The organism is Actinoallomurus sp. NPDC050550 (assembly GCF_040655075.1).
GTDB lineage: Bacteria > Actinomycetota > Actinomycetes > Streptosporangiales > Streptosporangiaceae > Actinoallomurus.
This window is the reverse complement of the sequence record NZ_JBFAJC010000031.1, coordinates 30,266-52,833: the sequence shown is the minus strand read 5'-3', so window position 1 is coordinate 52,833 and position 22,568 is coordinate 30,266. Positions and strand designations below refer to the sequence as shown.

The following is a 22,568-nucleotide window of genomic DNA, read 5'->3' as shown; positions in this document are numbered from 1 at the left end:
TCCAAACCTGCACGGGCTATTGATGCCATATGTCCCGGATTGATTGTTAACCGCGGGCATCGCTTGGTCATCAACCTATGGCCGTCTTCTCTGGTGTCGCAAGACGTCACCGCGCGACCGACGCGGCGGTGACACGGATTCCTTGGCGGCTCGGCCGGTCCTCTTCGGGCCCCGAAGCCGTCGGCCTGACCGAGGGCAGGGATTTCCGGCCATTGCTGCGGAACTGGGGTGGGTGTGCTCATGGCTGACAAGGATTCGAAGGTGCTGCCTGACCGACCGTGTGCGTTGCCGGGGTGCACGGAACCGGTCATACCGGCCGAGGACGGGGTGACGCGGCTGTACTGCTCTCGTGCCCACCGGCATGCGGCACGTCGATTGCGTCGGGCCTCCGCTGTCTCCGCACCTCAGGCGGCGATCAGCCGAAAATCGGATGACATGGAGCAAAAAGTCACCCGGCAAGGGCGGCGCGCCCCGCTGGGGGCGGCGCTGGTCGGCGGAGTCGTGTTCATCTCCGGATCCGCAGTTGGAGTCGCCCGTTTTACCGGCCAACACTCCACTACGCCCATCGCGCGTCCCAGCGTGAGCCCCCAGCCCGTACGCGCCGGCGTCGATGTGACCGGTGGCGCCGGTTCGAAGATCCCGGCGGTCAAGCCGGTGGCGGACACCTCTCTCGTCGTCACGCTGAAGCAACTGTCACGCGTCCAGTCGTCGCTTCGGGAATTGTTCGCGCTGCCGCCTGGCAAGCGGACTCCCAAAGTGCTGCTGGCCATCCACGCACTCGAACAACGTGAGGCCGGTCTGCTGCAGCGTGCACGCTCCCTAATGAAGGGCACCGGCGCCAAGTCCGCGAAGCGCCAGCTCGCCGCCGCGATCGCCGCAACCGGTAAACAGTTGAAGGCGACGAACGCGGCGGACGCCGCGCTGCATCATGTCGCCGATGGCGGTCGGTCGCCGGGTCTCGTCGCCGCCGCCCGGGAGCTCGATACGCAGAAGGGCTCCCTGGCCGACCAGAAAGACACCCTTCAGAGGGCCATCGATCTCCTGTCCTCCCCGCTTGTCCCGGTCGCCGAGCCGCCGGGCGACGTTCCGAGAGCTCCCGAGGAGCGTCCCGGACACGGCCGACCTCATTGGCCTGTGAGGAGCCCGGGCAGGCACGACCTACCCGGTGACCCGCCCAAGGCGGTGGACTCATCGAGAAGTCGCCATGACGACGCGCCTGCCAAGGGGTCACCCACTGAACGTCCGCCGATACTGGGCCGCCCTCCAAGATCGGCGGCTGTTCATCTGGTCTACCCGGTCGGATCTGCTCTCGCCGCCCCGACCGGGCAGGGACAGTCGAGCCCGAGTTCCCAGAGCCCGGCGACCAGCCCCACAACGATGCCAGGAGCCGATTCGAACACCCCGAACGCTGCTCCGCGGACATCCGCGCCGAGCAGCAACAACGGCGGTTCCTCCCACGACCACTCGGGCTCCAGCGACGACCACGGCTCCAGCCACGACCACTCGCATTCCAGCGACGACCACAACTCCGACCACGAGCACTCGGACCACGAGCACTCGAACTCGAACGACCACCACGGCTCCAGCCACGACCACTCGGACCACGACCACCACAACTCCGACCACGACCACCACGACGACTGACATTTCTTCGGGTCGATGATGTGACGTGAACGCTGGTCGATAACCGGACCGGAAAAAGCTCGGCAGGCGATGAGACGGCGTCGCCGCCCCATCGCCTGCCATTGATCATCACGGAAGGACGCCGATGCGTCTGGCCGCGATCACCGCATCCATCCGGCTGTGCGCGCCGAGCTTGTGCATCGCGTTGCTCAGATAGCTCTTGACCGTCTCCGGCCGCAGGCCCAAGCGCCGGGCGGCCTCGGCGTTGCCGCAGCCCACCGCGACCAGGGCCAGCACGTCCAGTTCGCGGGGCGACAACGGATTCTCGAGGGCCTGCCGGTCGGTGGATCGGGTCAGACGGTCGCAAACCCGCTGGATGCGCTCGCGCAGGACCGGGTCGGTGATCTCCTGGGCGATCGAGCGCAGCTCTGCGTGCGCCTCCCGGACCTGTTCCCACTTCGGCGCGGACGGCGCGGCGCGGGCGGCCCGAGTGATCGTGGCCGTCTCGATCTCCACCAGCCGCCGTTCCACCTGCGCTTCGACGGCAAGCTGGACGCCCACACGCCGGGCGGTCTGGTCCATCGTCTCCAGAACCCGGTTGCCCAGTGACAGCGACTCACGGATACCGCTGTACAGGACCCCGAACACCGACTCGCCGACCATCACGGGCACCGCCGCGATCGCCCGCAGGCCTTCCGCGGTCACCGCCGTGTCGTACTCGTGGCTGATCTTCGAGTCGGCGGCATAGTCGTTGACGCTGCCCGGCCTGGCAGTGACCAGCACCCGTCCGCCCAAGCCGTTGCCGGCGCCGATGACCAGGCCGGAAAGCGCGTCGGTGCGGATCCCGACGAACTCGGTGAGCGGCATGCTCCGTCCTCCGGGCAAGACCACGCCACCGAAGGTGACGGGCAGCCCGGTCGCCCGGCACATCCTCTTCAGGGCGGCGCGCAGCAGCGCTCCCCGCTGCACCGTCGCGGTACTCATCGGAGGCCTTGCCACAGCCATGCCGTCAGAATGGCATCGCCCGGGAGCTGCGACCACCCCCGAACGGGGGTGCCCCCTCCCCCGTACTGGGGCGATGCTTCGGGATATGGGTGACTCACTGCTCTCCTACGCGTCCGGCGTCTCCTCCGCGCCGTTGGTGGGCGAGACGATCGGAGAGAACCTCGAGCGCGCCGCGGCCAGGTACGCAGACCGCGAGATGCTGGTCGACATGGCCGGCGGCAGGCGCTGGACCTACGCCGAATTCAACGCAGCCGTGGACGAGGTGGCCCTCGGGTTGCTGGCCATGGGCATCGCCAAGGGCGACCGAGTCGGCATCTGGGCGCCCAACTGCGCGGAATGGGTGCTGACCCAGTACGCCACCGCGAAGATCGGCGCCATCCTGGTCAACGTCAACCCGGCCTACCGCGCCCATGAGCTGGACTACGTGGTCCACCAGTCCGGCATGCGACTGCTGATCAGCGCCGTCGCGTACCGCACCAGCGACTATCGGGCCATGCTCGCCGAGGTCGGCTTCGAACGCGCGGTGTTCATCGGCGAGCCCGGCTGGGACGACCTGATCGCCGCCGGGCACGGCACCGACCCCGCCGCACTGCGCGAACGGATGGCTGCGCTGGCATTCGACGACCCGATCAACATTCAGTACACCTCGGGCACCACCGGATTCCCCAAGGGCGCCACGCTGTCCCACCACAACATCCTCAACAATGGATACTTCGTCGCCGAAGGTGTCCGCTACACCGCAGACGATCGGATCTGCCTGCCCGTGCCGCTGTACCACTGCTTCGGCATGGTGATGGGCAACCTCGCGGCCACCTCACATGGCGCCTGCGTGGTGCTCCCGGCACCCGGCTTCGATCCCGAGGCCACGCTGGCGGCGGTGCAGGCCGAGCGATGCACCTCCCTATACGGCGTGCCGACCATGTTCATCGCCGAACTGGACCACCCGCGGTTCGGCGAGTTCGACCTGTCCGACCTGCGCACTGGAATCATGGCCGGATCGCCCTGTCCGGTCGAGGTGATGAAGCGCGTCGTCAGCGAGATGCACATGAGCGAGGTAGCGATCTGCTACGGCATGACCGAGACCTCCCCCGTCTCCACGATGACCCGCCACGACGACGGCCTGGCCCGCCGCACCCAGACGGTCGGCCGGGTCATGCCACACCTCGAGGTGAAAATCGTCCACCCGGACACCGGCCTGGTCGTACGCCGGGGTGAGCCCGGCGAGCTGTGCACCCGCGGCTACTCGGTGATGCTCGGCTACTGGGACCAGCCGGACAGGACCGCCGAGGCCATCGACCAGGCCCGCTGGATGCACACCGGCGACCTGGCCACCATGGACGACGAGGGCTACCTCAACATCGTCGGCCGCCTCAAGGACATGGTCATCCGCGGCGGCGAGAACATCTACCCTCGCGAGATCGAGGAATACCTCTACACCCACCCCGACATCGCCGACGTCCAGGTCATCGGCGTCCCCGACCCCAAATACGGCGAAGAGCTCATGGCCTGGATCATCATGCGCCCAGGCGCCGAACCGCTCACCGCCGAACGCGTCCGAGACCACTGCACGGGTCGGCTCGCCCACTACAAGATCCCCCGCTACATCCACATCGTCGACGAATTCCCCATGACCGTCACTGGCAAGATCCGCAAAGGCGAGATGCGCGAACGCGCCATCGACCTGCTGGACCTGCACAACGCCGCGAACAGAAAGAATGCGTGACGATCGCCACCGACGTGGTGCGCACGCACAGCCATGACCGCGCTGCTCACCGTTCGCGCGACAGCCGCCTCGCGACTGCCGGGATGATGATCGCACCGGCGATCAGGTGTGCGGCGGCGAGCGTGAGCTTCGTCGAGATCACCGTGTCCGCTGCTGTGAGCGGCGCGGCGAGGGAGAGTGCGAGCAGTGGCAGTGCCGTGCGGAGGTAGGTGCGCTTGGGATTCTTCGCGAAGCGGGCCATGAGGATGACGGCGAACGTGAACCAGAACGTGACGACCATCGTCCCCATCGCGAACATGCCGACGGTGATCGGCGTCGCGTGGTGCGAGCCGAGGCCGGCGGCCCTCATCGGCACGCCGGCGGCTCGGGTGGCCAGTCCCCATGCCTCGACGGCGACGCCGGCGGCGAGGCCGGACAGGTAGCCGACCTGCCAGACGGGGCGGCGCGCCAGGAACGACGCCGACGGTGCGGACGACGCGGCGGACGTGGGCGTGGAGGCGGGCGTGGTGGACATGATGTTCCTCCGGGATTCTCCGATGGTGCCTTCTCAGGGAGAACGGGGCGGATCTGCGTTTCTCGACACGGACCCCGGCGGATCGGTAGGAAGAAGTCCGGCAGGGGCATGTCGAGAACGTGGACGCAGCTTCGTTCCTCCGGTGAGAGCGCGTTGGCCCGGCGTGCTTACGGTGGCCCGCCGGGCTGTGATCCATCGGAGAGAGGAACCGCGATGAAGTACCTGCTCATGATCTACGGCAAACAGGAGAAGTGGTCCAGCATCCCCGCGGAGGACTGGCCGCGCGAGATCGCCAAGCAGGACGCCTACAACAAGAAGTACACGGCGACCGGGGAACTGCTCGGCGGGTACGGGCTGGCCGACGCCGCCGCCGCGAAGCTGGTGACGCGCAAGGACGGGGTCCCGGCCGTCAGCGACGGCCCCTACCTGGAGACGAAGGAGTACATGGCCTCCTTCTACCTCGTCGACGTCGAGAGTGAGGAGCGGGCTCACGAGCTCGCCGCGGCGATGCCGTGGGCGGACCAGAACCCGACCGAGGTCTGGCCGATCCTGCACGAGTCCGCGAGTGACGCCTGAGGCCAGGGCCGAACCGGTGACGGACGCAGTCCGGCGACGCGTCGAGGACCTGCTGCGCGAACTGGCGCCGCAGGTCCTCGGCACGCTCATCGGCCGCTACGGCCAGTTCGGCGCCTGTGAGGACGCCACGCAGGAGGCGCTGCTCAAGGCCGTGCGGCACTGGCCCGAGGACGGGATCCCGCAGAGCCCGCGCGGCTGGCTGCTGACGGTCGCGTCCCGCGTCCTGATCGACGAGTCCCGCAGCGACAGTTCACGGCGCCGGCGCGAGGACGCGATTTTCGCCGCGACGCCGCAGTCTGAGCTGCTCGCCCGTCCCGTGGATTCGATCGCGGACCCCGGCGAGGCGGCAGCCGACCGCGAGGATTCGCTGAAACTGCTGTTCCTGTGCTGCCACCCGTCGCTGTCCGTGCCCAGCCAGATCGCTCTGACGCTGCGCGCCGTGGGCGGACTGACGACGGCGCAGATCGCCGCGGCCTTCCTTGTCCCCGAGGCGACGATGGCGCAGCGCATCAGCCGCGCGAAGGCGACGATCAAGTCCCGCGGGATACGGTTCGAGATGCCGCAGGGCGAGGCCCGCGAACGCCTGGGCGCGATGCGGCACGTCCTCTACCTGATCTTCAATGAGGGGTACACCGCCTCCTCGGGCGAGGACCTGACCGCACCGAGCATGTCGGACGAGGCCATCCGCCTCACACGCCTACTGCGCCGGCTGCTGCCCGAGGACGGCGAGACGGCCGGCCTCCTGGCCCTGATGCTGCTGACCGACGCTCGGCGCCCCGCCCGCACACTGCCCGACGGCACCCTGGTCCCGCTGGCCGAGCAGGACCGGACACGCTGGACACGGGCCTCGGTCGCCGAGGGCGTCGCATTGATCTCCGAGGTGCTGCCCCGCGGCGCGGTCGGGCCTTACCAGCTGCAGGCGGCGATCGCGGCGGTGCACGATGAGGCGCCCACGATGGACGACACCGACTGGCCACAGATCCTCGGCCTGTACGACCTGCTGGAGAAGACCGCCCCGAATCCGATGACGACGCTGAACCGGGCCGTCGCGGTCGCGATGGTGCACGGACCGAGGGCAGGGCTGGAGCTGGTCGCCTCCCTGGAGTCCGACAGCCGGATGGCGCGCAACCATCGGCTCCTGGCCACCCGGGCACATCTCAGGGAACTCGCCGGCGATCACGACGGCGCCGCGTCCGACTACCTGGATGCCGCACGGCGCACGGCCAGCATCCCCGAACGGCGGTACCTCGCCGACCGCGCCCTCGCCCAGCGCGAACACCCGGCAACGGACCAATGAGCTGCTCAGTGAGGGGCTCCGTGCCGATTGCGGCAGCAGCGGCCGGCCCGCCGCGACCTCGTGGCCTGACGCCCATCAGGTGTGTCAGTCCGAACGCGACCGTGTCCACTGGCCAGCACGTCTGACCAGGACGAATCAGTCTCGGCTGCCGTCCGCCTATTGTCCATCGAGACGCTGGACGAGGCGCTCCCCGAACGCCTGCCGGTCGTTGCTTCGAGGGAATGGTTCCTCGGGGACGGGAACGCCGAGGAACTCACAGAGAGGTTCCCAGCCTTGCCCGATCTCCATGACCAAGAGCCGGGAGGCTGGGATCTCCCGGCGGACCGCCTCATTGTGCTCGTTGAAGATCCTGATGACATGCTCGGCGTCCTCGAACCGACCGCCGAACTCGCCGTCCCACACCACCCGGCGGACGACCTCTTGCATCTCGGCGACGAGCGGGGCTGTCGCTGAGGCCGAGACCATACGGTAGATGCTCCCTTCGACGCTCTCGTACCACTGCCGCGGATCACGGACAGTGAGGATCACCTTCGCGTCGGAGAAGTGTCCGGTGAGCTGCCGCCAGAACCGCGTTCCCGGCCAGTCGACCGTCGCCCGGTAACCGCGGAAGACGGCGTCCCAGTCCGCGGTCCCGTCCTGGGCGATCTTCGCCCACAGCTTTCTCTGGTCGGAGCTCTGGGCGAGTTCGTCCATGTGGTGGCAGGGGCCGAATCCAAGCAGCTCCAGCGCGACTTTGAGGGAGAGCGTGCCGGTACGTCCGAACCCGGTACCAATGACATCAAGCACGAGCGCGTCCTCTCGTGAATGCGAAACCTCGGAGGCGAGAAAATATGGTCAGAACGGGTAGAACCCGACGACGTCCCGGCCGGCGTCTTTTGGCTCGGCAGCGATCTGACCCCCATGTGGAGGCCACGGCGCGGGCGGACGCGGGGCCGTAGTAGTAGGTGCTCTGCCGCTGCGTCTGCAGACGATATCAGACTCGTATGATATCGATCAAGTAGCTTACTGACGAGGCCGCCCCCAGCGGTCGGGGGAACCGCCCGCATGGGCGAATCGGATCGCGCGACGACGCCTGCGGCCCCACGCCTCCACTCGCCGACCACTCCTGGACGGCCGACGTGTCACTCGGCTTCGGCAAAACTATGTAACTCATATAATATGGTGTCGAGATACGGTTGAAGTCGGAGAAGACCTTGATCATGAAAGAGAGGCGTGAACGATGAAGCTCACGATCTTCGCTGCGACCGGCGGTATCGGCCGCCAACTCCTCGAGCAGGCCCTCGCCGCAGGACATGACGTCACCGCGGTCGCACGTAATCCCCGGAGTCTGGGCACGAAGGCGCGCACCATCACCGCCGACCTCACGGCGGCGGACCCGGCCGTGCTCGCCTCGGCGGTCGCGGGGAGCGACGCCGTACTGTCTGGGCTCGGGCCGCGTAACCCGCGGTCCGAGGCGGGAATCGCCTCGCGGGGCACGAAGGCCATCGTGACCGCGATGAAGGCGACCGGCGCACGGCGCCTCGTCGTCGTCAGCGCCGCGCCGATCGGCACGGTTCCCTCACCCGGCCACCCGAATCCGCCGAAACACGACCCAGGCGATGGGTTCTTCATGCGACATCTGGGAAGCCGGTTCGCGGGAGCCATGTTCCGCGAGCACTACGCCGACCTCGCATTGATGGAGGACATCGTCCGTGACAGCGGTCTGGACTGGACCATCAGCCGGCCGCCGCAGCTCAAGGACAAGCCGCTGACCGGCACCTACCGAACCGCCCGCGGGCAGAACGTGCGAGGCGGCGTGTCCGTCTCGCGCGCGAACGTCGCCCATCACATGCTCGCCGTGCTCGAGCAACCAGCGACGATCCACCAGATCTTCGGCATCGCCGACTGATGACCTCGGCAGAGGACCACGGCTCGCGCGACCGGGTCGATCAGACTTCGGCGCGCTGACGCGCGGAGCCGCTCCGGCCGGTGCGGAGGAAGACCGCGAGGGCCGCCAGGCAGAGGAACCCGGCCGCGCCGAGGCTCGCCAGGACGGAGGGGGTCAACAACGCGCCGAAGACGCCCTGCAGGGCCCGCGCGGTGAACAGCATCGCCGGGTCCACAGCGGCCCCGCCGAGGGCGGAGGCCAGGCCGAAGCCGGTGAGCCCGATCATCAAGCCGCGCCTGCGGCCGACAAGGTCGGACAGCCGGCCGCCCACGAGCAACAGGCCGCCATAGCCGAGCGCGTAGATGGTGATCACCCACTGCCGGCCCGGATCGGACAGATGAAGTGATCTCTGCAAGGACGGCAGCGCGATGTCATGATCGTCATATCAATCCCGATCATGAGCTGGGCCGTCGCGACCGCGGCCAGCGCTCACCAGCGCCGGGGATCGGGAGGCGCGGAGCCGTCAGCGGAAAGTCAGCTGGAACGGACTTCTGTCGACATCACATACCTCATACGGGAGGGAATTTGCTTATTCGGCGTTCGCCTGGCCGGTCAGGAATATGCGGCAGATGCGGGCCGTCGGTCCCGCTGGATCCATGCCGGCCGGTTCACGGTGATGCGACCCTCGCGGCGGGCGGCGGGCGGCGCGGCCATTGCCGTAGCCGCGCCGCCCGCCGGGGAGTCGGTCGACGGTGGGCGTCCTCGAGCTAGAAGATGCCGTTCTCGTTTGCGGCTTCCTCCGGGAGGTCCTGCATGACGTCCCAGTGCTCGATGAGCCTTCCGTTCTCGTCGAGCCGGAAGATGTCGACGATGGCCGTGCCGCGTTCTCCGGGCACACGAACTCCGTGGACGTGCCCGATGACGAAATCGCCCTCCGCGAAGATGTTCTTGATCTCGGCCCGCAGTTCAGGAAAGGCCTTCTTCATGAATTCGATGCGGCGCTCGAGGCCCTCGGCGCCATCGGCGATCGAGGGGTTGTGCTGTACGTAGCGGTCGCCGATGAGCCGCGACGCGGCGGCGAAATCCTTGTCGTTGATGGCGACCTCGTAGAAGGCCAGGACGTTCCGCTTGTTCCGTTCAAGCTTCGTATCCACAGAGCCGCCCGATCCGCTCGTACGGACTGCAGAGGTGATGTCCATGATCGATTCCTTCTATGAAAACAGCTGTTGCCCTACGACTGTAGCGATACCGCTGTTCGAATACAATCCGTCTCCATGGACTCGACTACCTCCGGTCGGCGCGGCGCCCGCGGCCGCAACCCCCGAGGACAGGGCGAACGGCTTCGCGAGGACATCATTTCCGCGGCACTCCGGATGCTCGACGAACTCGGCGACGACCAGGCACTGTCACTGCGCGCCGTCGCGCGCGAGGTCGGCATCGCCGCGACATCCGTCTACATCCACTTCGAGGACCGGGACGCGCTCGTCCTCGCCGCCCTGGAGCGCTTTCACCAGGACCTCATCCAGGCCGTCGACCAGGCCGAGTCCACCTCCACAGATCCGGTGGCCAAACTGCGCGCCCGGATCCACCTGCTCGGCACCTGGGTACAGCGTCACCCCGGCCTGTACAAGGTGCTCCACGAGAGCACCCTCAACCAGCGGCAGGCCATGGACTTCAAACAGGAACTGACCGAGCGCACCACCGCCGCGGTTCAGCAATGCATGGACGCCGGGCTCGCTCCGGACGGCGACGCCGCGATGGTGGCACTCGATCTGAGGGCCGCCGTCCATGGCGCCGTATCGATGCGCGTCAACCAGCCCGACCTGCCATGGCCACCGCTGGAGGAACAGCTCGACCGCTTCCTCATCAAGCTCGTCGCCGTCCCGTCCACGGCCTTCTGACGACAGACCCGATCGTCCCTGAGTTCACCGGGCAGCCGGCGCATCGCGGAGATGCCGCGTTTCCGGGACCGTTCCCGACCCCGCGCCGAGCGAAGGAGTCCAAGACCCACTCGGCCATAGGAACACCTGAACGCTCGTTGATGCGGACGTCCGCTCGTCGTGACGGTTACGGTAGGCACCATCCCTCACTCACCGCCGCGGACGACGCCAGGAGACGACTGTGATCGATCCGGGTCGGCTCAGGAGGTGGCCGTGATGACCAGTGCGGCGCGGTCGTCGTCGCTGTCGCCGCAGCCCTTAGTGAATGCGCGGAGCCCGTCGGTGATGGTGTCCAGGGCGTCCTGCGCGGTGAGCTCGCCGGATCCGCGGGCGGTGAGAGCGGCGACGAGGCGGTCGTCATCGAAGAGGTCGCCGTCGGGAGAGCGGGCCTCGGTGATCCCGTCTGTGACCATGACCAGGCTCTCACCGGGCTCGAGGATGAGCTTGTGGGGCTCGATGTCGGGGTCGGGACCGGCGCCCAGGAGCATGCCGGGGATGTGCAGAGCCTTGACCGTACCGTCGGCACGCCGGTGCAACGGGGGCAGGTGGCCGGCGCGGATGAGTTCCACGTTCAGCCGTCCGGCGGAGGGGCGCAGTTCGCCGTAGACCAGGGTGACGAAGCTCAGGTCGTACTGGGCTGCGCGTTCGAGGAGTGCGGTGTTGACCGCGTCGGCGATGGCGACCAGGTCGCACCGCAGGCGGGCGACGGCGCGGACAGTGTGGCGGACCAGGCCGGTCATCGTGGCGGCCACCGCACCGCGACCGCAGACGTCGCCGATCATGAACGCCCAGCGGTCGTCGTCCAGCCGGAACAGATCGTAGAAGTCCCCGCCGATCTCCAGCCCCTCGCCGGCGGGCTCGTAGAAGGAGGCGACGGTCGCGCCGGGCGGCTCGGGCAGATCCGGCAGCAGAAGGCCCGCCTGCAGGTCATGAGCCAGTTGGACGCGCTGGGTGTACTGGTACGCGTTCGTGGCGGTCGCGGCCGCCCGGCGGGCCAGTTCCTGAGCCAAAGCCACGCTCCGGCTGTTGAGGGGCCGTTCGGCGGTGGCCAGCAGGGTGAGGGCGCCGAGGACGCGGCCGCGGTCGGCGAGCGGCACGCACAGGTGGCCGGTCACGCCGAGCCGACGCCAGGGGCCGGGGACGGTGGGAGGGCTCTGGATCACCTCGGTGGTCCCGCGGGCCAGCAGGCGAGCCATCGTCTTCTCCTCCACGGGACTCCAGGCGGCCAGGAGGTCTTCCTGGGCCTTCGTCCCTGCGGCGGTGGCCGCCCTGAGGATCCGCCCGGTACATATCACGTCGACGACGCACATCGGAGCCAGGGCGGGTACCGCCAGCCGGGCCAGGTGCTGCAAGGTCTCGTCGACGTCCAGGTCACGGGCCAGCTCGGTGCTCGCCTCCAGGATGAAGGCGAGATCGTGGCGGGCGGCCCGTTCCTTGGCCTCGGCCGCGGCGCGCGCCTGCTGCACGTGGTGACGTTCGATCGCCAGCGCGGCGGTGCGGGTGAAGGCCGCGCTCAGTGCCAGGTCGACGTCCTGCGGGAGGCAGGGGCGCCGGTGGTACATCGCGAAGGTGCCCAGAAGCCTGCCGTCGGTCCCGAGAATGGGGGTGGACCAGCACGCGGCCAGGCCGGCAGCCTCCGCCACGTCCCGGAAGTCCCGCCAGTGGGGGTCGGTGCTGATGTCGATGGCGATCACCGGCTCCCGGCGGTAGGCCGCGGTGCCGCACGAACCGACGCCTTCGCCGACGCGGATGCCGTCGATGGCCTCGTTGTAGAAGTCTGGAAGGCTCGGCCCGGCGCCATGGAGCAGGTGCGCGCCCTCAGGATCGGCCAGCAGCACCGAGACGATCAGATCGGGCGACTGCTCCTCGAGGATGAGGGCCATCCCTTCGAGAGTCCGTTCGAGCGGCTGGTCGCGGGCGATCTGTTCCAGCAGGGCATGGTGCTCGGCGGCCAGCCGCTGGGCGTTCTTGCCCTGGGTGGTCTCCACCCCGACCACGGTGATGCCGACGATCTCCCCGGCGTCGTCCCGCTGGGGCTCGCAGGTGAAGTCGAAGAACGCCTCACGGGGCGGGTCGCCGACGGCCGGAATGATGCGGGTGTCGGCGGCGGTGTAAGCCCGGCCCGTACGGTAGATGTCGTCCATCAGCGCGATGAAGCCCTGCTCGGCGAGCTCCGGCATCACCTCGGCGATCGGCATGCCCGTCCGGGCGCAGTCGGACCCGATCGCCGCGAAGAACGCCGGGTTGGCCGCCTCAAGCACGTGCTCCGGGCCGGAAAGTCTGCAGAACACTGCGGCCGACCGGCCGAACATGGACATCAGGTCGTCCCAGCGCCCTGATCCCGCAGCCGGCGACGCCGACCACTTCAGCGCTTTATGCGACGCCGTCACCACCCCGTCTCCCCCTGACCTGGGTGTTCGTCTCATCACGGTATCCGACGAACCAAGCGATGCCATAGCGACGCACGTTTTCGCCATGGTGCAAGCCATCCGGGCACGCCGAGCCGGGGGCCGAGCATCTCGAACAACCTGTTCAGCAGGCCCGCGAAGACCGGCGCCACCTCCTCGCGCCAGGCCCGCAACGGCGCCCTAGCCTGTCCCTTGGATCTTGGTGGGTTGAGGGTGTAAGAACTCTGCGTGGATGACGAGCGGCTGCGGCGGCATGACCTCACCGACGCGGAGTGGGATCGGTTGGCGCCGCTTCTGCCAGCCGATCCGCCGCGTGGCGGGCGGTGGCTTGATCACCGCATGGTGATCAACGGCGTGGTCCACCGGACCCGGGCTGGGTGTGCCTGGCGGGATCTGCCGCCGTGGTACGGGAGCTGGAAGACGGTCTACAACCGGCATCGGCGCTGGTCGCTGGACGGTACGTGGGAGAAGATCCTCGACGGCCTGCGGGTCGGGTGTGACGAGGCCGAGCGTGAGGATTGGACGGTGGGCGTGGACTCCCCTGTGGTGCGCGCCCACCAGCACGCCGCCGGTGCCCGGCGCACCCAGCCCAGCGATCTGCCGTCCGGGGGGACTGTGCAGATCACGGTTCGAACACCGAGGCGCTCGGTCGCTCGCGGGGCGGGCTCTCGACGAAGATCCACGTGGTCGCCGATCGTCGCTGCCGTCCGATCGCCCGCCTGACCAGCCCCGGCCAGCACGGTGATAGCCCGAGGTTTATCCCGCTGCTGCGCGCCATCCGCATCGCGAGGCGCGGGCTCGGCCGACCGCGTACCCACCCGGGGGCTGCGATGGCGGACAAGGCCTATTCCTCGGCGGCGAACCGCGCCTACCTGCGCTCGCGCCAGATCACCGCGGTCATCCCGGTCAAGGCGGACCAGGTGGCCAACCGCCGCAAGAAGGGATCATGCGGCGGCCGGCCACCGTCCTTCGACACAGAGCGCTATAAGGAGCGCAACACCGTCGAGCGGTGCTTCAACAAGCTGCGTCAGCATCGCGCCGTGGCCACGCGGTACGAAAAGAGAGACCCCATCTACCAGGGCACCGTCGACGTCGCGTCCATACGGATCTGGCTCCGCGATCCCCCCTTTGCCGCACGCATAGATCCTTGATCCGGTTCACCGGCAACTTCCTCCGCCTGGCTGAACGAAATCGAGAGGCACGCGATGGGAATGTGTGTGTCGGCGAAGTGCCTGAGTGTCGTCGGATGGCTCTATGCTCCCCGTGCATGACGGCATTTGAGAATCAACCAGACTTCGCGCTGCTGCTGACCGACGGCGCTCAGCAGACGACAGACTCGACCCGTGTCACCATCACTCGCGAAGACGGTCCTGGTCTGACGTTGCCGACCGGGCGGTTGGCCGTCAGTGGTTTCGGGAGCGGCGAACCGTTTATCGAGACGGTCCCGCCCGGAACGTACGCCACCGCGGTGTTCACGGAGAACATCGCCCAACTTGAGGACGACGGGGTCACGGAGATGTTCGACTTCGATGAGTTTGGGGCGTTGCAGGTCACGATTGCCGATGCCCCGGTCGAGTCCTGGGAGCCGGCGATGGTGGACTACGCCGACCGGGCTGGTTCCGAGACCAACGCGTTCTTCGTCGATGGAGGGATCGGCATCGCGTGTGACGCGGCCCTTGCCGAGATGTTCCTTGAGATGCGCGATGTCATGGCGCCGTTTGAGAAGACCGAGTGCTCGATGCTGTTGGCCGGCGTGGTCGATGTCGAGTCCGGCGCCAACGCGTTGTGCATGATGTACGGCGGCGACGGCGTGCACGAGTCGTGGATAGGTCGAGCGGCCGACGGCTCGGTCGCGTGTTTCGTCGTCGTGTAGTACCGCAGGTCCCAGAAAGTCTCTTTCTGATCGGCGGGCGGACCGGAGGAAGATGCCGACGATGTGAAGCGGGGCCAGATAGATGGTCTTGCCCAGAGCCTAGCCGCCGCCACCGGCTACACCTGGGCGTTTTACGCCCTAACCCGCTGACCCGGCGCCAGGGCCCATCCGGTGATTCAGCCACCGCCCGCTACGCAGTGGATCGGCCGGCAACAGCGGCGCCAGCCGATCCCACTCCGCATCGCTCAGGTCGTACCGCTGAAACCGCTCGTCATCCAGGCAGAGTTCTTACACCCTCAACCCACCAAGATCTAAGGGACAGGCCCTAGCGGCACGGCGAACGGGAAGCCGCGTCCGCGGGGCGGCTTCGGGCGCGCCCGTCTATCCGGAGCTACTCGAGGTCGGCGAGGAGGTCATCGAGGGCCTGGGTGAGGGCTTCGGAGTTGGCGGGGGTGAACCAGGTGGTGCGGATGCGCTCGTTGTTACCCTTCGGGGTCTCGTGGTCGGCCGCGAGCTGCTGCAGGGTGCGGGTCTGGTCGCTCAGGGCACGACCGACCTCCTGGAAGAGGCCGCGGACGTAGCGGTCCGCGTCGCCGGAGGCGACGCCGTGGCCGACGGCCCACGAGGTGAGCGTGGCGAGGTACCGGTAGTGGGTGGTCAGCGTCCCCGTCACCGCGGAGAAGACGTTGAAGGCCGTCTCGTCCGCGACCGGGAGCGCCCCGCCCAGGTGCTCGAAGAGGGAGTCCACCACCGGGTGGGACGGGTACGTCACCGTGACGGAGCGGCGTTCGCGTATGGCGGGCAGGGGGATGGCCCGTACGAGCGGGGCATCGGTGGCCAGTGTCTTGCGCAGGTCGTCGTTGCCGACGGACGATGGCCCCGCCGATCTCGCCTACCCCGATGATGCCGATGCGCTTCACCGCGTCTTCCTCCATGGTGCGTGGTGGTCGTGACCCGTGTTGGTCGGGGTCAGTGATGTTGAGTTGGTATCGGTCCGCGTGTTTCCGGGGCGGGGCTGTCGTTCAGGTCGGTGTCGGGAGCGCTGCCGCCCGCCCATCGCCTGCGGAGTCGGCCGGAGCCGGCGTCATACCGGTCGCGGTCGTCTCCACAACAACGCGACCGCCAGGAGTCCTGCCAGGCAGGGAGCCATCCCGGCCCAGCCCAGCGCCGGCGGCAGGCCGGTGTCGCCGGAGGTGTCCTTGGTGAGCAGCCCGGTCAGCCCGACGCTTGTGCCGAGCACGAACATCACCATCGCCGCGGGGCGGGCCCACCGCTTGCCCGCCCTGACCGCCCACGTCGTCCAGAGCCAGGCGATGACGCCGAACCCTCCGATGACCGACAACAGGACCAGATAGGCGGTGACGGCCGAGTCGACACGCGCCTGGCCGTAGGCGGGATAGCCGGCCCGGATGTGATCGGCCAGCAGATGGGTGGTGGCACGGTCGACGTACGGGACGATCGTCACGAGGGCAGTGAGCCCAAGGCCCGTGTACATCGCTGCGATGGCCGATCGCTCACCAGGTGTCTTCGTCATCAGAGTCCTTTCCCTTCTGAAACCTACGTCGTAGATTTCCCTGACAAGATAGATTCTACGATGTAGGTTTGACAAGGAGGAGGAGCAGACGTGACCAGGCGCACACGGGGCACCTCAGCGGGGCTCGACCGCATACGCATCGCGGCCGCCGCCGTCGCGCTGGTCGACCGCGACGGCCTGGACCGCTTCGGGGTACGGCGGCTCGCCGACGACCTCGGAGTCGACCCGATGTCGATCTACCACCACATCAAGGGCAAAGCGGCACTCCTGGACGCCATCTCCGAAGCCGTGATCGCCGAAATGGACACCGGCACGAAGGAAGCACCCCACGATTGGGAACAGGTCGCCCGCCAGACAGCGCACAACTACCGGAAAATGGCCTACCGGCACCCCCGGGTGTTCCCACTGCTGGCCACCCGCCCCCAGAACTCCCCAGCGGCCCTGGCCGCTCTGGAACATCTCATCGCCGCAATGCGCCAGGCCGGCCTGCCCGACCAAATAACCGCCGACGCGCCGATGGCACTGTTCGGCTTCCTCAACGGCTACCTGCTGGCAGTCCTCAGCGGCAGCCCCGACCGACCCGCGATCGACGCAACCGCGTACCCGACAATGGCCGCCCTCGCACCTCTCCAAGCCGACTTCGGCTCCGCAGCGGAGTTCGACCGACTGCTCGACACCGTGCTGAGCGGGATCCGGGACCGGGCCACACGGCAGGCAACCCACTGAGACGCGTCCTGCCGCGAACACCCCGAGCCTGCGCCTGCAGAGATCGTCCAGGAGCAGGACGGCGCCCGTGGGACGCTGCGCCCCTGGTGGACGTCCTAGATGGGGTGGATCAAGGGTCGCGTGGATCGTCGACCACGGCCGCCGGTGAGTCGTCGAGGCCATCGTCGACCACCGGATCCATCCGATCCGGGGCAGCCGGGAGACCAAAGTGCCGTACGGCGCGGTGTTCAACCGCCATCCGTCCTCGGCCGCGACCGCGCCGGCGAAGAGTTCGCCGCTGGGACGCGAGACGAAGTCTCGCCAGAGAGTGGCGGCCGTGGATGGCGTCTCGGCGTGCGGGCCAGGAAGGCCGGCTTGCCGGCACGCGCGCAGACCGATGAGTTTCTCGGCGAGTTCAAGTCATCATCAGGACGGCACATAACACGGAGGCATGATGGGTCGGCTTGTGTCGCTGCTTCACCAGCGTCGGTTGGCTGAGCATGCCTCATTGACCTAAGGACGTGACATGTTCGACAGTGAACCGGATGCTGTGCTGGGGCCGTTCTCGTCTCCAGGCGCGCAAGCGACGCGGTGGGCGTCGGCGTTGGCGGTCCTCGGTGAGGCGGAGGTGTTCTGGCTTTCTACGGTGCGGCCTGACGGGCGACCGCACGTGACGCCGCTGTTGGCGGCTTGGAGTCTGGGTGGCGTGTGCTTCACCACGGGGGGTCAGGAGCGCAAGGCACGGAATCTTGAGCACAATCCCCACTGTGTGCTGACGACTGGCACGAATGCCTTGACCGGTATGGATGTCGTCGTCGAGGGTGTCGCATCCGTGGTGGACGAGCGCTCCGAGCGTGAACAGGCCGCCGCGGACTTCGAGCGGAAGTACGGCGCGCATCTGACCAGCCCCGAGGGCGTCTGGTATCGGTTGGGCGAGGCCATCATCGCTGGCGACACCAGGCTGTATCGAGTCGCGCCGACTGTCGGATTCGCTTTCGGCAAGCTACCGACGTCCAGCCAGACTCGCTACACGTGGCCGAGCCGGTGACGATGATGCCGTTACTGCAGCAAAAGGTCCAAAGCGTCCTCGACGAACTCGTTGATACCGGAGCCGAAACCGGCTTGCAGGTTGCCGTTTACCACCACGGTGTTCTTGTCGTCGACGCCGTCGCCGGCGTCGCCGACGGCCAGACCGGGCGCAGGGCGACCCCCGAGACCCCGTTCTTCAGCTTCTCCGCTGGCAAGGTCATGACGTCGCTGATCGCTCACCTGCTCGTCAGGACCGGTGCTGTCGGATACGACACACCAGTGGTCGACCTGTGGCCGGAGTTCGGTACCCACGACAAGGCGACTGCGACTCTTCGACACGTGCTCACACACTCGGTCGGCGTGCCGGCGATACCTCGTGGCATCGGCCCGGCCGACCTGACCGACTGGTCGCGAGTCTGCGCCGCGATCGCCGAGGCCGAACCGCGGTGGCGACCCGGGACCGAGACGGGATACCACTCGTTCACCTTCGGCTTCCTCGTCGGCGAGGTCGCACGCCGGGCCACAGGCAAACCGATGCGGCAACTCCTACACGAGTGGGTCACCGTGCCCCTGGGCATCGACGATGACCTGTACTTCGGTGTGCCCCGAACCGACCTGGCCCGGCTGGCACGACTCGAAGATGCCGCACCGCACCCGGTCGCCCCACCTGACGGCGATGCCATTCTTGCGCCCTGGGAACTGCGACCGACCGCGGCAATGGGCAACAGCCACGAGATCCTGCAAGCGGACATCCCGTCGGTCGGCACCTTCACCGCGCGGGGAATCGCTGCCATGAATGCCGCGGTCCTCGACGGTCGGCTCATCGATTCACACCAGCTCGAGGAGTTGACGGCGGTGGCCTTCGAGGGCACCGACCAGGTCTTCGGTAACCATGCGCGGATGGCCCTGGGCTATCCGCTCGGCCGCATCGGTACTCGGCCGGACGAGGCACCTACCACGTTCGGCTGGGTCGGTGGTGGCGGCAGCTACGTCTATGCGGACACTGCCACCGGCACCTCCTTCGCCATGACCAAGACCCGTCTCACCCCCCACTTCAACACCGCACAACGACTCGCAGACCTGACCACAGCCGAGATCAACCCACATGCTTGAGCATCGGCCGGTCCGCGGCCGCACCGCCCAGATCTCCGGACGTAGTCGGCCGCGCATTCGCGAGACGTGAAGGGTGGTTCCCCGGGACCTGTTTCGCGGCTGCGATGGGCGCCCCGACCGACCCGACGGAGCGAGGCCCAGCCGCTCGGTGCCGTGCTACCGTCGTGCCGGAGGCTCGTACGTGCCTGCCCCGGACGAGATGTGCGCCGTACCCGGCCCGCCAAGACGACGCACTCGAGGAGACGTCATGGGTGCCCGCACCTCCCCGATCGACTTCACCGGAGCGACTCCCCGGCCTCGTGGGCTGGATGTCCGATGGATTCACGGCTCGCCGTCGGCCAAGCACAACACCGACCCGGACATCCAGGTCCACGCCTACGACGAGCACACGTTCATCCTCCGACAGAACATGGCGATCGACTACGAGGCACCGTTCTTGTTCCTGCTCTTCGGCAACGCCCGGGCGGTGCTGATCGACACCGGAGCCACCGCATCCGCCGAGTTCTTCCCCCTTCGCCGGGTGGTCGACGAGCTCATTGAGTCCTGGCTCGCCCGTCACCCCCGGCACGGGTACCACCTGCTGGTGCTCCACACCCATCCGCACGGTGACCACATCGCGGGCGACGGCCAGTTCACCGATCGTCCCGACACCACGGTGGTCGGCGCGGAGCAGGACACCGCCTGGCCGTACTTCGGATTCGCCGACCACTCCGATGCCGTGACGCAGGTCGACCTGGGAGGCCGGGTGCTGGAGTGCCTGGCCACCCCGGGCCACCACGAAGCGGCGGTCACGTTCTACGATCCGTGGACCGGGTTCCTCCTCACCGGCGACACGGTCTACCCCGGCCGGCTCTACATCAAGGACTGGCGGGCATTCACCCGGACGATCGATCGCTTGATCGACTTCTGCGGCCACCGGACGGTCACCCACGTGCTCGGCTGCCACATCGAAATGACTCGGCAACCGGGCGTGGAATATCCGATCCGCACCGTCTACCAGCCCGACGAACCCCCACTGCAAATGACCACAGGCCACCTGCGCGAGATCCGCGCGGCGCTGAAGGAGATCGGCGACCGACCCAGCCTCCGTGCCTTCCCGCTCTTCGTACTGTGCCCCAGCGCATGAGCGGCACGAACAGACCAGGTCCCGTCCCCGTTCTGCCGTGATTGAGAACGGCGATCCCGACGGTCCAACGCTGCCGGCGCAGCTGGACACCACCGCCGAGCAGGCCGATGCATGGACCGGCTGCCGGTTGAACCGGTGTCCACGGGAACCTACATCAGGTTCGCGGGCCGGCCCGGCACGGGGGGCCGGGTTTTGATCAAGCCGATTTCGATGTCGCGGAGCAGGGTGATGGCCGCGTCGAGGTCGCCGGTGGTTTGAGCAGCGGCGGCGGAGACGGCGCTGGCCCACTCCTGCCGGGTGAGTGCGTGGTTGCGCATGCCGCGTTCGGTCGGGTGGATGGTGGCCCCGCGCCCGTCGTCGGCGCTGGCGCGGCGTTCGGCGAGGCCTTTGCGCTCGAGGCCGCGCAGCACGGTGGACAGGTTGGTGCGCTGCAGTCCGGTGCCGGCGGCGATCTGGCTGGGCGCGGCCCCCGGGTGCTCGTGCAGGTAGCGCATGACCATGCCTTCGGTCTGGGTGAGCGGGACCGCGTCGGGGTCGCGGTAGCCGCGGAACTGGATCTCCCGGGCGACGATCAGGATGAGGTCGGCCAGGTCAGCCCATCGCGGATCGTGGTCCGCGGCCGTCGGGTCCGGGCCGTCGCGCTGAGGCACTGTCACGTCTCCAAGAATATGTCAGAGGTCATAGTTATCGATCCATAGTTATCGACATATAGTGATGTAGTCATAACTACTTCGGGAGCCATCGTGACCTCTACCGTCCATCCAGCCCAGGCCGGCCCCGCGCGGGGCTCGGCCCGGGCGATCGCGCTGGCCGGCGGGCTGCACCCGTTCGGGGTGTTCATCCTGCTGGCCGGAGCCTTCATGCCGATCATGGATTTCTTCATCACGAACGTCGCGCTGCCCAGCATCGACGCGTCACTGCATGCCTCGCCGCCGGAACTGGAACTGGTGATCGCCGGGTACGGGGTCGCGTACGCTGCACTGCTGGTCCTCGGGGGCAGGCTGGGCGACCGGTACGGGCGGCATCGGGTCTTCCTCGGCGCGCTCCTCGGGTTCACGCTGGCGTCGCTGGCCTGCGGGCTGGCGTCGTCGGCGGGCTGCCTCATCGGGGCCCGGGTCATGCAGGGTGCCACCGCGGCGCTGCTCATCCCGCAGGTGCTGGCGACCTTCCATCACACTCTGGAAGGCGAGCGCAAGGCCCGCGCGCTGGCTCTGTACGGCGCCACCTCCGGTATCGCCGCGGTGGTCGGCCAGATCGTGGGCGGGCTGCTGGTCAGCGCGAACATCGCCGGCATCTCCTGGCGGCCGATCTTCCTGGTCAACGTCCCCGTCGGCATCATCGTGTTGCTGGTCGCCGCCCGCATCGTGCCCGCCACCCGGTCCCCGCACCCGGTCGGGATCGACCTGCCGGGCACCGTGCTGTTCGCAGTCACCCTGGTGGCTCTGCTGGCCCCGCTCACCGAGGGGCATTCCCTCGGCTGGCCGTGGTGGACCTGGCTGCTGCTCGCCATCGCGGTCGCCCTCGGCGCTATCACCTACCGAGTCGAAAAGCGGGCCGAGGCGCGCGGCGAGGTGCCGCTGCTGCCGCCGTCGCTGCTGCGGCTGCCGTCGATGTCGTGTGGCCTGGTGATGGTGCTGCTCTTCAGCATTGGGTTCGGCTCGTTCATGTTCGTCTTCGCGCTGACCGTCCAGGACGGGTTGCACAACGATGCGCTGCGAGGCGGCCTGTCGATCGTGCCGATGGCGGCGCTGTTCTTGGCCGGGTCACTGGCCGCGCCGCGCCTGATCACCCGGTTCGGTCGGGCCGCGCTCTCCGGCGGTGCCATCGTGCAGTTGGCCGGCCTGGCCTGGCTGGTCATTGTCCTGGTGACCGGCTGGCCGCACGTCGGGCTGCTGTCCATGGCGATGCCGCTGGCGCTGGTCGGGGCCGGGCAGTCGATGCTGTTCGCCGGGCTGTTCCGCAGCGTCCTGGCCGACGTGCCGACCCACTTGGGCGGCATCGGCAGCGGTGCGCTGATCACCCTGCAGCAGAGCGGCCTGGCCCTGGGTGTCGCCACCCTCGGCACCCTCTTCCTGGCCCTTCAGCCGCGCAGCTACCCGCGCGCCTTCGCCACCGTCGAGTACGTCCAGATGGGCATCGTCGCGCTGCTCGCGCTCGGCGCCGCGGCCCTGCCGCGCTTCACCCGGACCGGCGTCGACAACACCCCCGTCGTTGACGCCTGACCTGTCGACCGGC

Annotated in this window: 22 protein-coding genes and 1 riboswitch; of the genes, 13 read left to right on the top strand and 9 right to left on the bottom strand. The window is 68.1% G+C overall.

Going from position 1 to position 22,568, the window contains the following annotated elements; genetic code table 11:
- Nucleotides 1-435: 435 nt before the first annotated feature.
- On the top strand, nucleotides 436-1,644 hold the full coding sequence (locus AB0I04_RS34155) for a hypothetical protein (RefSeq protein ID WP_360894003.1): 1,209 nt from the start codon (nucleotides 436-438) through the stop codon (nucleotides 1,642-1,644).
- Between the two features lie 108 nt (nucleotides 1,645-1,752).
- On the opposite strand, the gene AB0I04_RS34150 is transcribed toward AB0I04_RS34155, so the two are convergent.
- On the bottom strand, nucleotides 1,753-2,607 hold the full coding sequence (locus AB0I04_RS34150; RefSeq protein ID WP_360894000.1) for a LuxR C-terminal-related transcriptional regulator: 855 nt from the start codon (nucleotides 2,605-2,607) through the stop codon (nucleotides 1,753-1,755).
- 106 nt (nucleotides 2,608-2,713) lie between these two features.
- On the opposite strand from AB0I04_RS34150, the gene AB0I04_RS34145 reads away from it, so the two are divergent.
- Nucleotides 2,714-4,351, top strand: a complete 1,638-nt coding sequence (locus AB0I04_RS34145) for an AMP-binding protein (protein ID WP_360893997.1) — start codon at nucleotides 2,714-2,716, stop codon at nucleotides 4,349-4,351.
- Nucleotides 4,352-4,397: 46 nt separating this feature from the next.
- Here the strand turns inward: AB0I04_RS34145 and AB0I04_RS34140 are convergent, their stop codons facing one another.
- Nucleotides 4,398-4,865 carry a DUF6069 family protein gene (locus AB0I04_RS34140; RefSeq protein WP_360893994.1) on the bottom strand — a complete coding sequence of 156 codons (468 nt, stop codon included), beginning with the start codon at nucleotides 4,863-4,865 and terminating at the stop codon, nucleotides 4,398-4,400.
- Nucleotides 4,866-5,078: 213 nt separating this feature from the next.
- Here AB0I04_RS34140 and AB0I04_RS34135 point away from each other — a divergent pair, with 213 nt between their 5' ends.
- Both AB0I04_RS34135 and AB0I04_RS34130 read left to right on the top strand, forming a co-directional pair.
- Nucleotides 5,079-5,441 carry a YciI family protein gene (locus AB0I04_RS34135; RefSeq protein ID WP_360893991.1) on the top strand — a complete coding sequence of 121 codons (363 nt, stop codon included), beginning with the start codon at nucleotides 5,079-5,081 and terminating at the stop codon, nucleotides 5,439-5,441.
- A 16-nt stretch (nucleotides 5,442-5,457) separates the two neighbouring features.
- A complete protein-coding gene (locus AB0I04_RS34130) occupies nucleotides 5,458-6,738 on the top strand; it encodes a DUF6596 domain-containing protein (RefSeq protein ID WP_360893988.1) in 1,281 nt (426 codons plus the stop codon).
- Between the two features lie 156 nt (nucleotides 6,739-6,894).
- Here the strand turns inward: AB0I04_RS34130 and AB0I04_RS34125 are convergent, their stop codons facing one another.
- A complete protein-coding gene (locus tag AB0I04_RS34125; RefSeq protein ID WP_360893985.1) occupies nucleotides 6,895-7,524 on the bottom strand; it encodes a sulfotransferase family protein in 630 nt (209 codons plus the stop codon).
- Nucleotides 7,525-7,957: 433 nt separating this feature from the next.
- Between AB0I04_RS34125 and AB0I04_RS34120 the strand changes: the two genes are divergently transcribed.
- The gene (locus tag AB0I04_RS34120) at nucleotides 7,958-8,626 is read left to right on the top strand and encodes an NAD(P)H-binding protein (RefSeq protein WP_360893982.1); all 669 of its coding nucleotides are present in this window, start codon (nucleotides 7,958-7,960) and stop codon (nucleotides 8,624-8,626) included.
- Nucleotides 8,627-8,666: 40 nt separating this feature from the next.
- Here AB0I04_RS34120 and AB0I04_RS34115 read toward each other — a convergent pair whose 3' ends face one another.
- Nucleotides 8,667-9,020, bottom strand: coding sequence for an MFS transporter (locus tag AB0I04_RS34115; protein ID WP_360893979.1), 354 nt, complete (start codon nucleotides 9,018-9,020; stop codon nucleotides 8,667-8,669).
- Nucleotides 9,021-9,372: 352 nt separating this feature from the next.
- On the bottom strand, nucleotides 9,373-9,804 hold the full coding sequence (locus AB0I04_RS34110) for a nuclear transport factor 2 family protein (protein ID WP_360893976.1): 432 nt from the start codon (nucleotides 9,802-9,804) through the stop codon (nucleotides 9,373-9,375).
- A gap of 75 nt (nucleotides 9,805-9,879) precedes the next feature.
- On the opposite strand from AB0I04_RS34110, the gene AB0I04_RS34105 reads away from it, so the two are divergent.
- The gene (locus tag AB0I04_RS34105; RefSeq protein WP_360893974.1) at nucleotides 9,880-10,506 is read left to right on the top strand and encodes a TetR/AcrR family transcriptional regulator; all 627 of its coding nucleotides are present in this window, start codon (nucleotides 9,880-9,882) and stop codon (nucleotides 10,504-10,506) included.
- A 239-nt stretch (nucleotides 10,507-10,745) separates the two neighbouring features.
- Here the strand turns inward: AB0I04_RS34105 and AB0I04_RS34100 are convergent, their stop codons facing one another.
- Complete coding sequence (locus AB0I04_RS34100) at nucleotides 10,746-12,935, bottom strand: SpoIIE family protein phosphatase (protein ID WP_360893971.1); 2,190 nt, start codon at nucleotides 12,933-12,935, stop codon at nucleotides 10,746-10,748.
- A gap of 261 nt (nucleotides 12,936-13,196) precedes the next feature.
- Between AB0I04_RS34100 and AB0I04_RS34095 the strand changes: the two genes are divergently transcribed.
- Nucleotides 13,197-14,104, top strand: a protein-coding gene (locus tag AB0I04_RS34095; protein WP_360894211.1) for an IS5 family transposase whose coding sequence is annotated in 2 segments (ribosomal slippage) — nucleotides 13,197-13,575 and nucleotides 13,575-14,104 — 909 coding nt in all. Because the reading frame shifts where the segments join, the coding sequence is not laid out codon by codon here.
- Nucleotides 14,105-14,220: 116 nt separating this feature from the next.
- Nucleotides 14,221-14,826 (top strand): DUF4241 domain-containing protein, encoded by a 606-nt coding sequence (locus tag AB0I04_RS34090; RefSeq protein WP_360893969.1) that lies wholly within the window; start codon nucleotides 14,221-14,223, stop codon nucleotides 14,824-14,826.
- Between the two features lie 391 nt (nucleotides 14,827-15,217).
- Here AB0I04_RS34090 and AB0I04_RS34085 read toward each other — a convergent pair whose 3' ends face one another.
- Together AB0I04_RS34085 and AB0I04_RS34080 are read right to left on the bottom strand one after the other, a co-directional pair.
- Nucleotides 15,218-15,598: a hypothetical protein gene (locus AB0I04_RS34085; protein ID WP_360893966.1), complete on the bottom strand. Its 381-nt coding sequence runs from the start codon at nucleotides 15,596-15,598 to the stop codon at nucleotides 15,218-15,220.
- Between the two features lie 312 nt (nucleotides 15,599-15,910).
- Entirely contained in the window at nucleotides 15,911-16,360 is a 450-nt protein-coding gene (locus AB0I04_RS34080) for a hypothetical protein (RefSeq protein ID WP_360893963.1), read from the bottom strand.
- Nucleotides 16,361-16,450: 90 nt separating this feature from the next.
- Between AB0I04_RS34080 and AB0I04_RS34075 the strand changes: the two genes are divergently transcribed.
- The 4 genes from AB0I04_RS34075 to AB0I04_RS34060 all read left to right on the top strand — a co-directional run bounded on the left by AB0I04_RS34075 (nucleotide 16,451) and on the right by AB0I04_RS34060 (nucleotide 20,333).
- Nucleotides 16,451-17,086 carry a TetR/AcrR family transcriptional regulator C-terminal domain-containing protein gene (locus tag AB0I04_RS34075; protein ID WP_360893960.1) on the top strand — a complete coding sequence of 212 codons (636 nt, stop codon included), beginning with the start codon at nucleotides 16,451-16,453 and terminating at the stop codon, nucleotides 17,084-17,086.
- 505 nt (nucleotides 17,087-17,591) lie between these two features.
- Nucleotides 17,592-18,113, top strand: a complete 522-nt coding sequence (locus AB0I04_RS34070) for a pyridoxamine 5'-phosphate oxidase family protein (RefSeq protein ID WP_360893958.1) — start codon at nucleotides 17,592-17,594, stop codon at nucleotides 18,111-18,113.
- Entirely contained in the window at nucleotides 18,098-19,207 is a 1,110-nt protein-coding gene (locus AB0I04_RS34065; protein ID WP_360893955.1) for a serine hydrolase domain-containing protein, read from the top strand. Before AB0I04_RS34070 ends, AB0I04_RS34065 begins: the two co-directional genes overlap by 16 nt.
- A gap of 167 nt (nucleotides 19,208-19,374) precedes the next feature.
- Nucleotides 19,375-19,442, top strand: a riboswitch (guanidine-III (ykkC-III) riboswitch).
- A 12-nt stretch (nucleotides 19,443-19,454) separates the two neighbouring features.
- A complete protein-coding gene (locus tag AB0I04_RS34060; protein ID WP_360893952.1) occupies nucleotides 19,455-20,333 on the top strand; it encodes an MBL fold metallo-hydrolase in 879 nt (292 codons plus the stop codon).
- Between the two features lie 149 nt (nucleotides 20,334-20,482).
- Here AB0I04_RS34060 and AB0I04_RS34055 read toward each other — a convergent pair whose 3' ends face one another.
- Nucleotides 20,483-20,989, bottom strand: a complete 507-nt coding sequence (locus AB0I04_RS34055) for a MarR family transcriptional regulator (protein WP_360893949.1) — start codon at nucleotides 20,987-20,989, stop codon at nucleotides 20,483-20,485.
- Nucleotides 20,990-21,076: 87 nt separating this feature from the next.
- On the opposite strand from AB0I04_RS34055, the gene AB0I04_RS34050 reads away from it, so the two are divergent.
- Complete coding sequence (locus tag AB0I04_RS34050) at nucleotides 21,077-22,555, top strand: MFS transporter (RefSeq protein ID WP_360893946.1); 1,479 nt, start codon at nucleotides 21,077-21,079, stop codon at nucleotides 22,553-22,555.
- Nucleotides 22,556-22,568: the final 13 nt, after the last annotated feature.

Excerpts from the sequence above, each read along its gene's own strand:
- AB0I04_RS34155 (WP_360894003.1), top strand. The coding sequence starts at position 436 with ATGGAGCAAAAAGTCACCCGGCAAGGGCGGCGCGCCCCGCTGGGGGCG.
- AB0I04_RS34150 (WP_360894000.1), bottom strand. The coding sequence starts at position 2,607 with ATGAGTACCGCGACGGTGCAGCGGGGAGCGCTGCTGCGCGCCGCCCTG.
- AB0I04_RS34145 (WP_360893997.1), top strand. The coding sequence starts at position 2,714 with ATGGGTGACTCACTGCTCTCCTACGCGTCCGGCGTCTCCTCCGCGCCG.
- AB0I04_RS34140 (WP_360893994.1), bottom strand. The coding sequence starts at position 4,865 with ATGTCCACCACGCCCGCCTCCACGCCCACGTCCGCCGCGTCGTCCGCA.
- AB0I04_RS34135 (WP_360893991.1), top strand. The coding sequence starts at position 5,079 with ATGAAGTACCTGCTCATGATCTACGGCAAACAGGAGAAGTGGTCCAGC.
- AB0I04_RS34120 (WP_360893982.1), top strand. The coding sequence starts at position 7,958 with ATGAAGCTCACGATCTTCGCTGCGACCGGCGGTATCGGCCGCCAACTC.
- AB0I04_RS34110 (WP_360893976.1), bottom strand. The coding sequence starts at position 9,804 with ATGGACATCACCTCTGCAGTCCGTACGAGCGGATCGGGCGGCTCTGTG.
- AB0I04_RS34105 (WP_360893974.1), top strand. The coding sequence starts at position 9,880 with ATGGACTCGACTACCTCCGGTCGGCGCGGCGCCCGCGGCCGCAACCCC.
- AB0I04_RS34090 (WP_360893969.1), top strand. The coding sequence starts at position 14,221 with ATGACGGCATTTGAGAATCAACCAGACTTCGCGCTGCTGCTGACCGAC.
- AB0I04_RS34080 (WP_360893963.1), bottom strand. The coding sequence starts at position 16,360 with ATGACGAAGACACCTGGTGAGCGATCGGCCATCGCAGCGATGTACACG.
- AB0I04_RS34070 (WP_360893958.1), top strand. The coding sequence starts at position 17,592 with ATGTTCGACAGTGAACCGGATGCTGTGCTGGGGCCGTTCTCGTCTCCA.
- AB0I04_RS34060 (WP_360893952.1), top strand. The coding sequence starts at position 19,455 with ATGGGTGCCCGCACCTCCCCGATCGACTTCACCGGAGCGACTCCCCGG.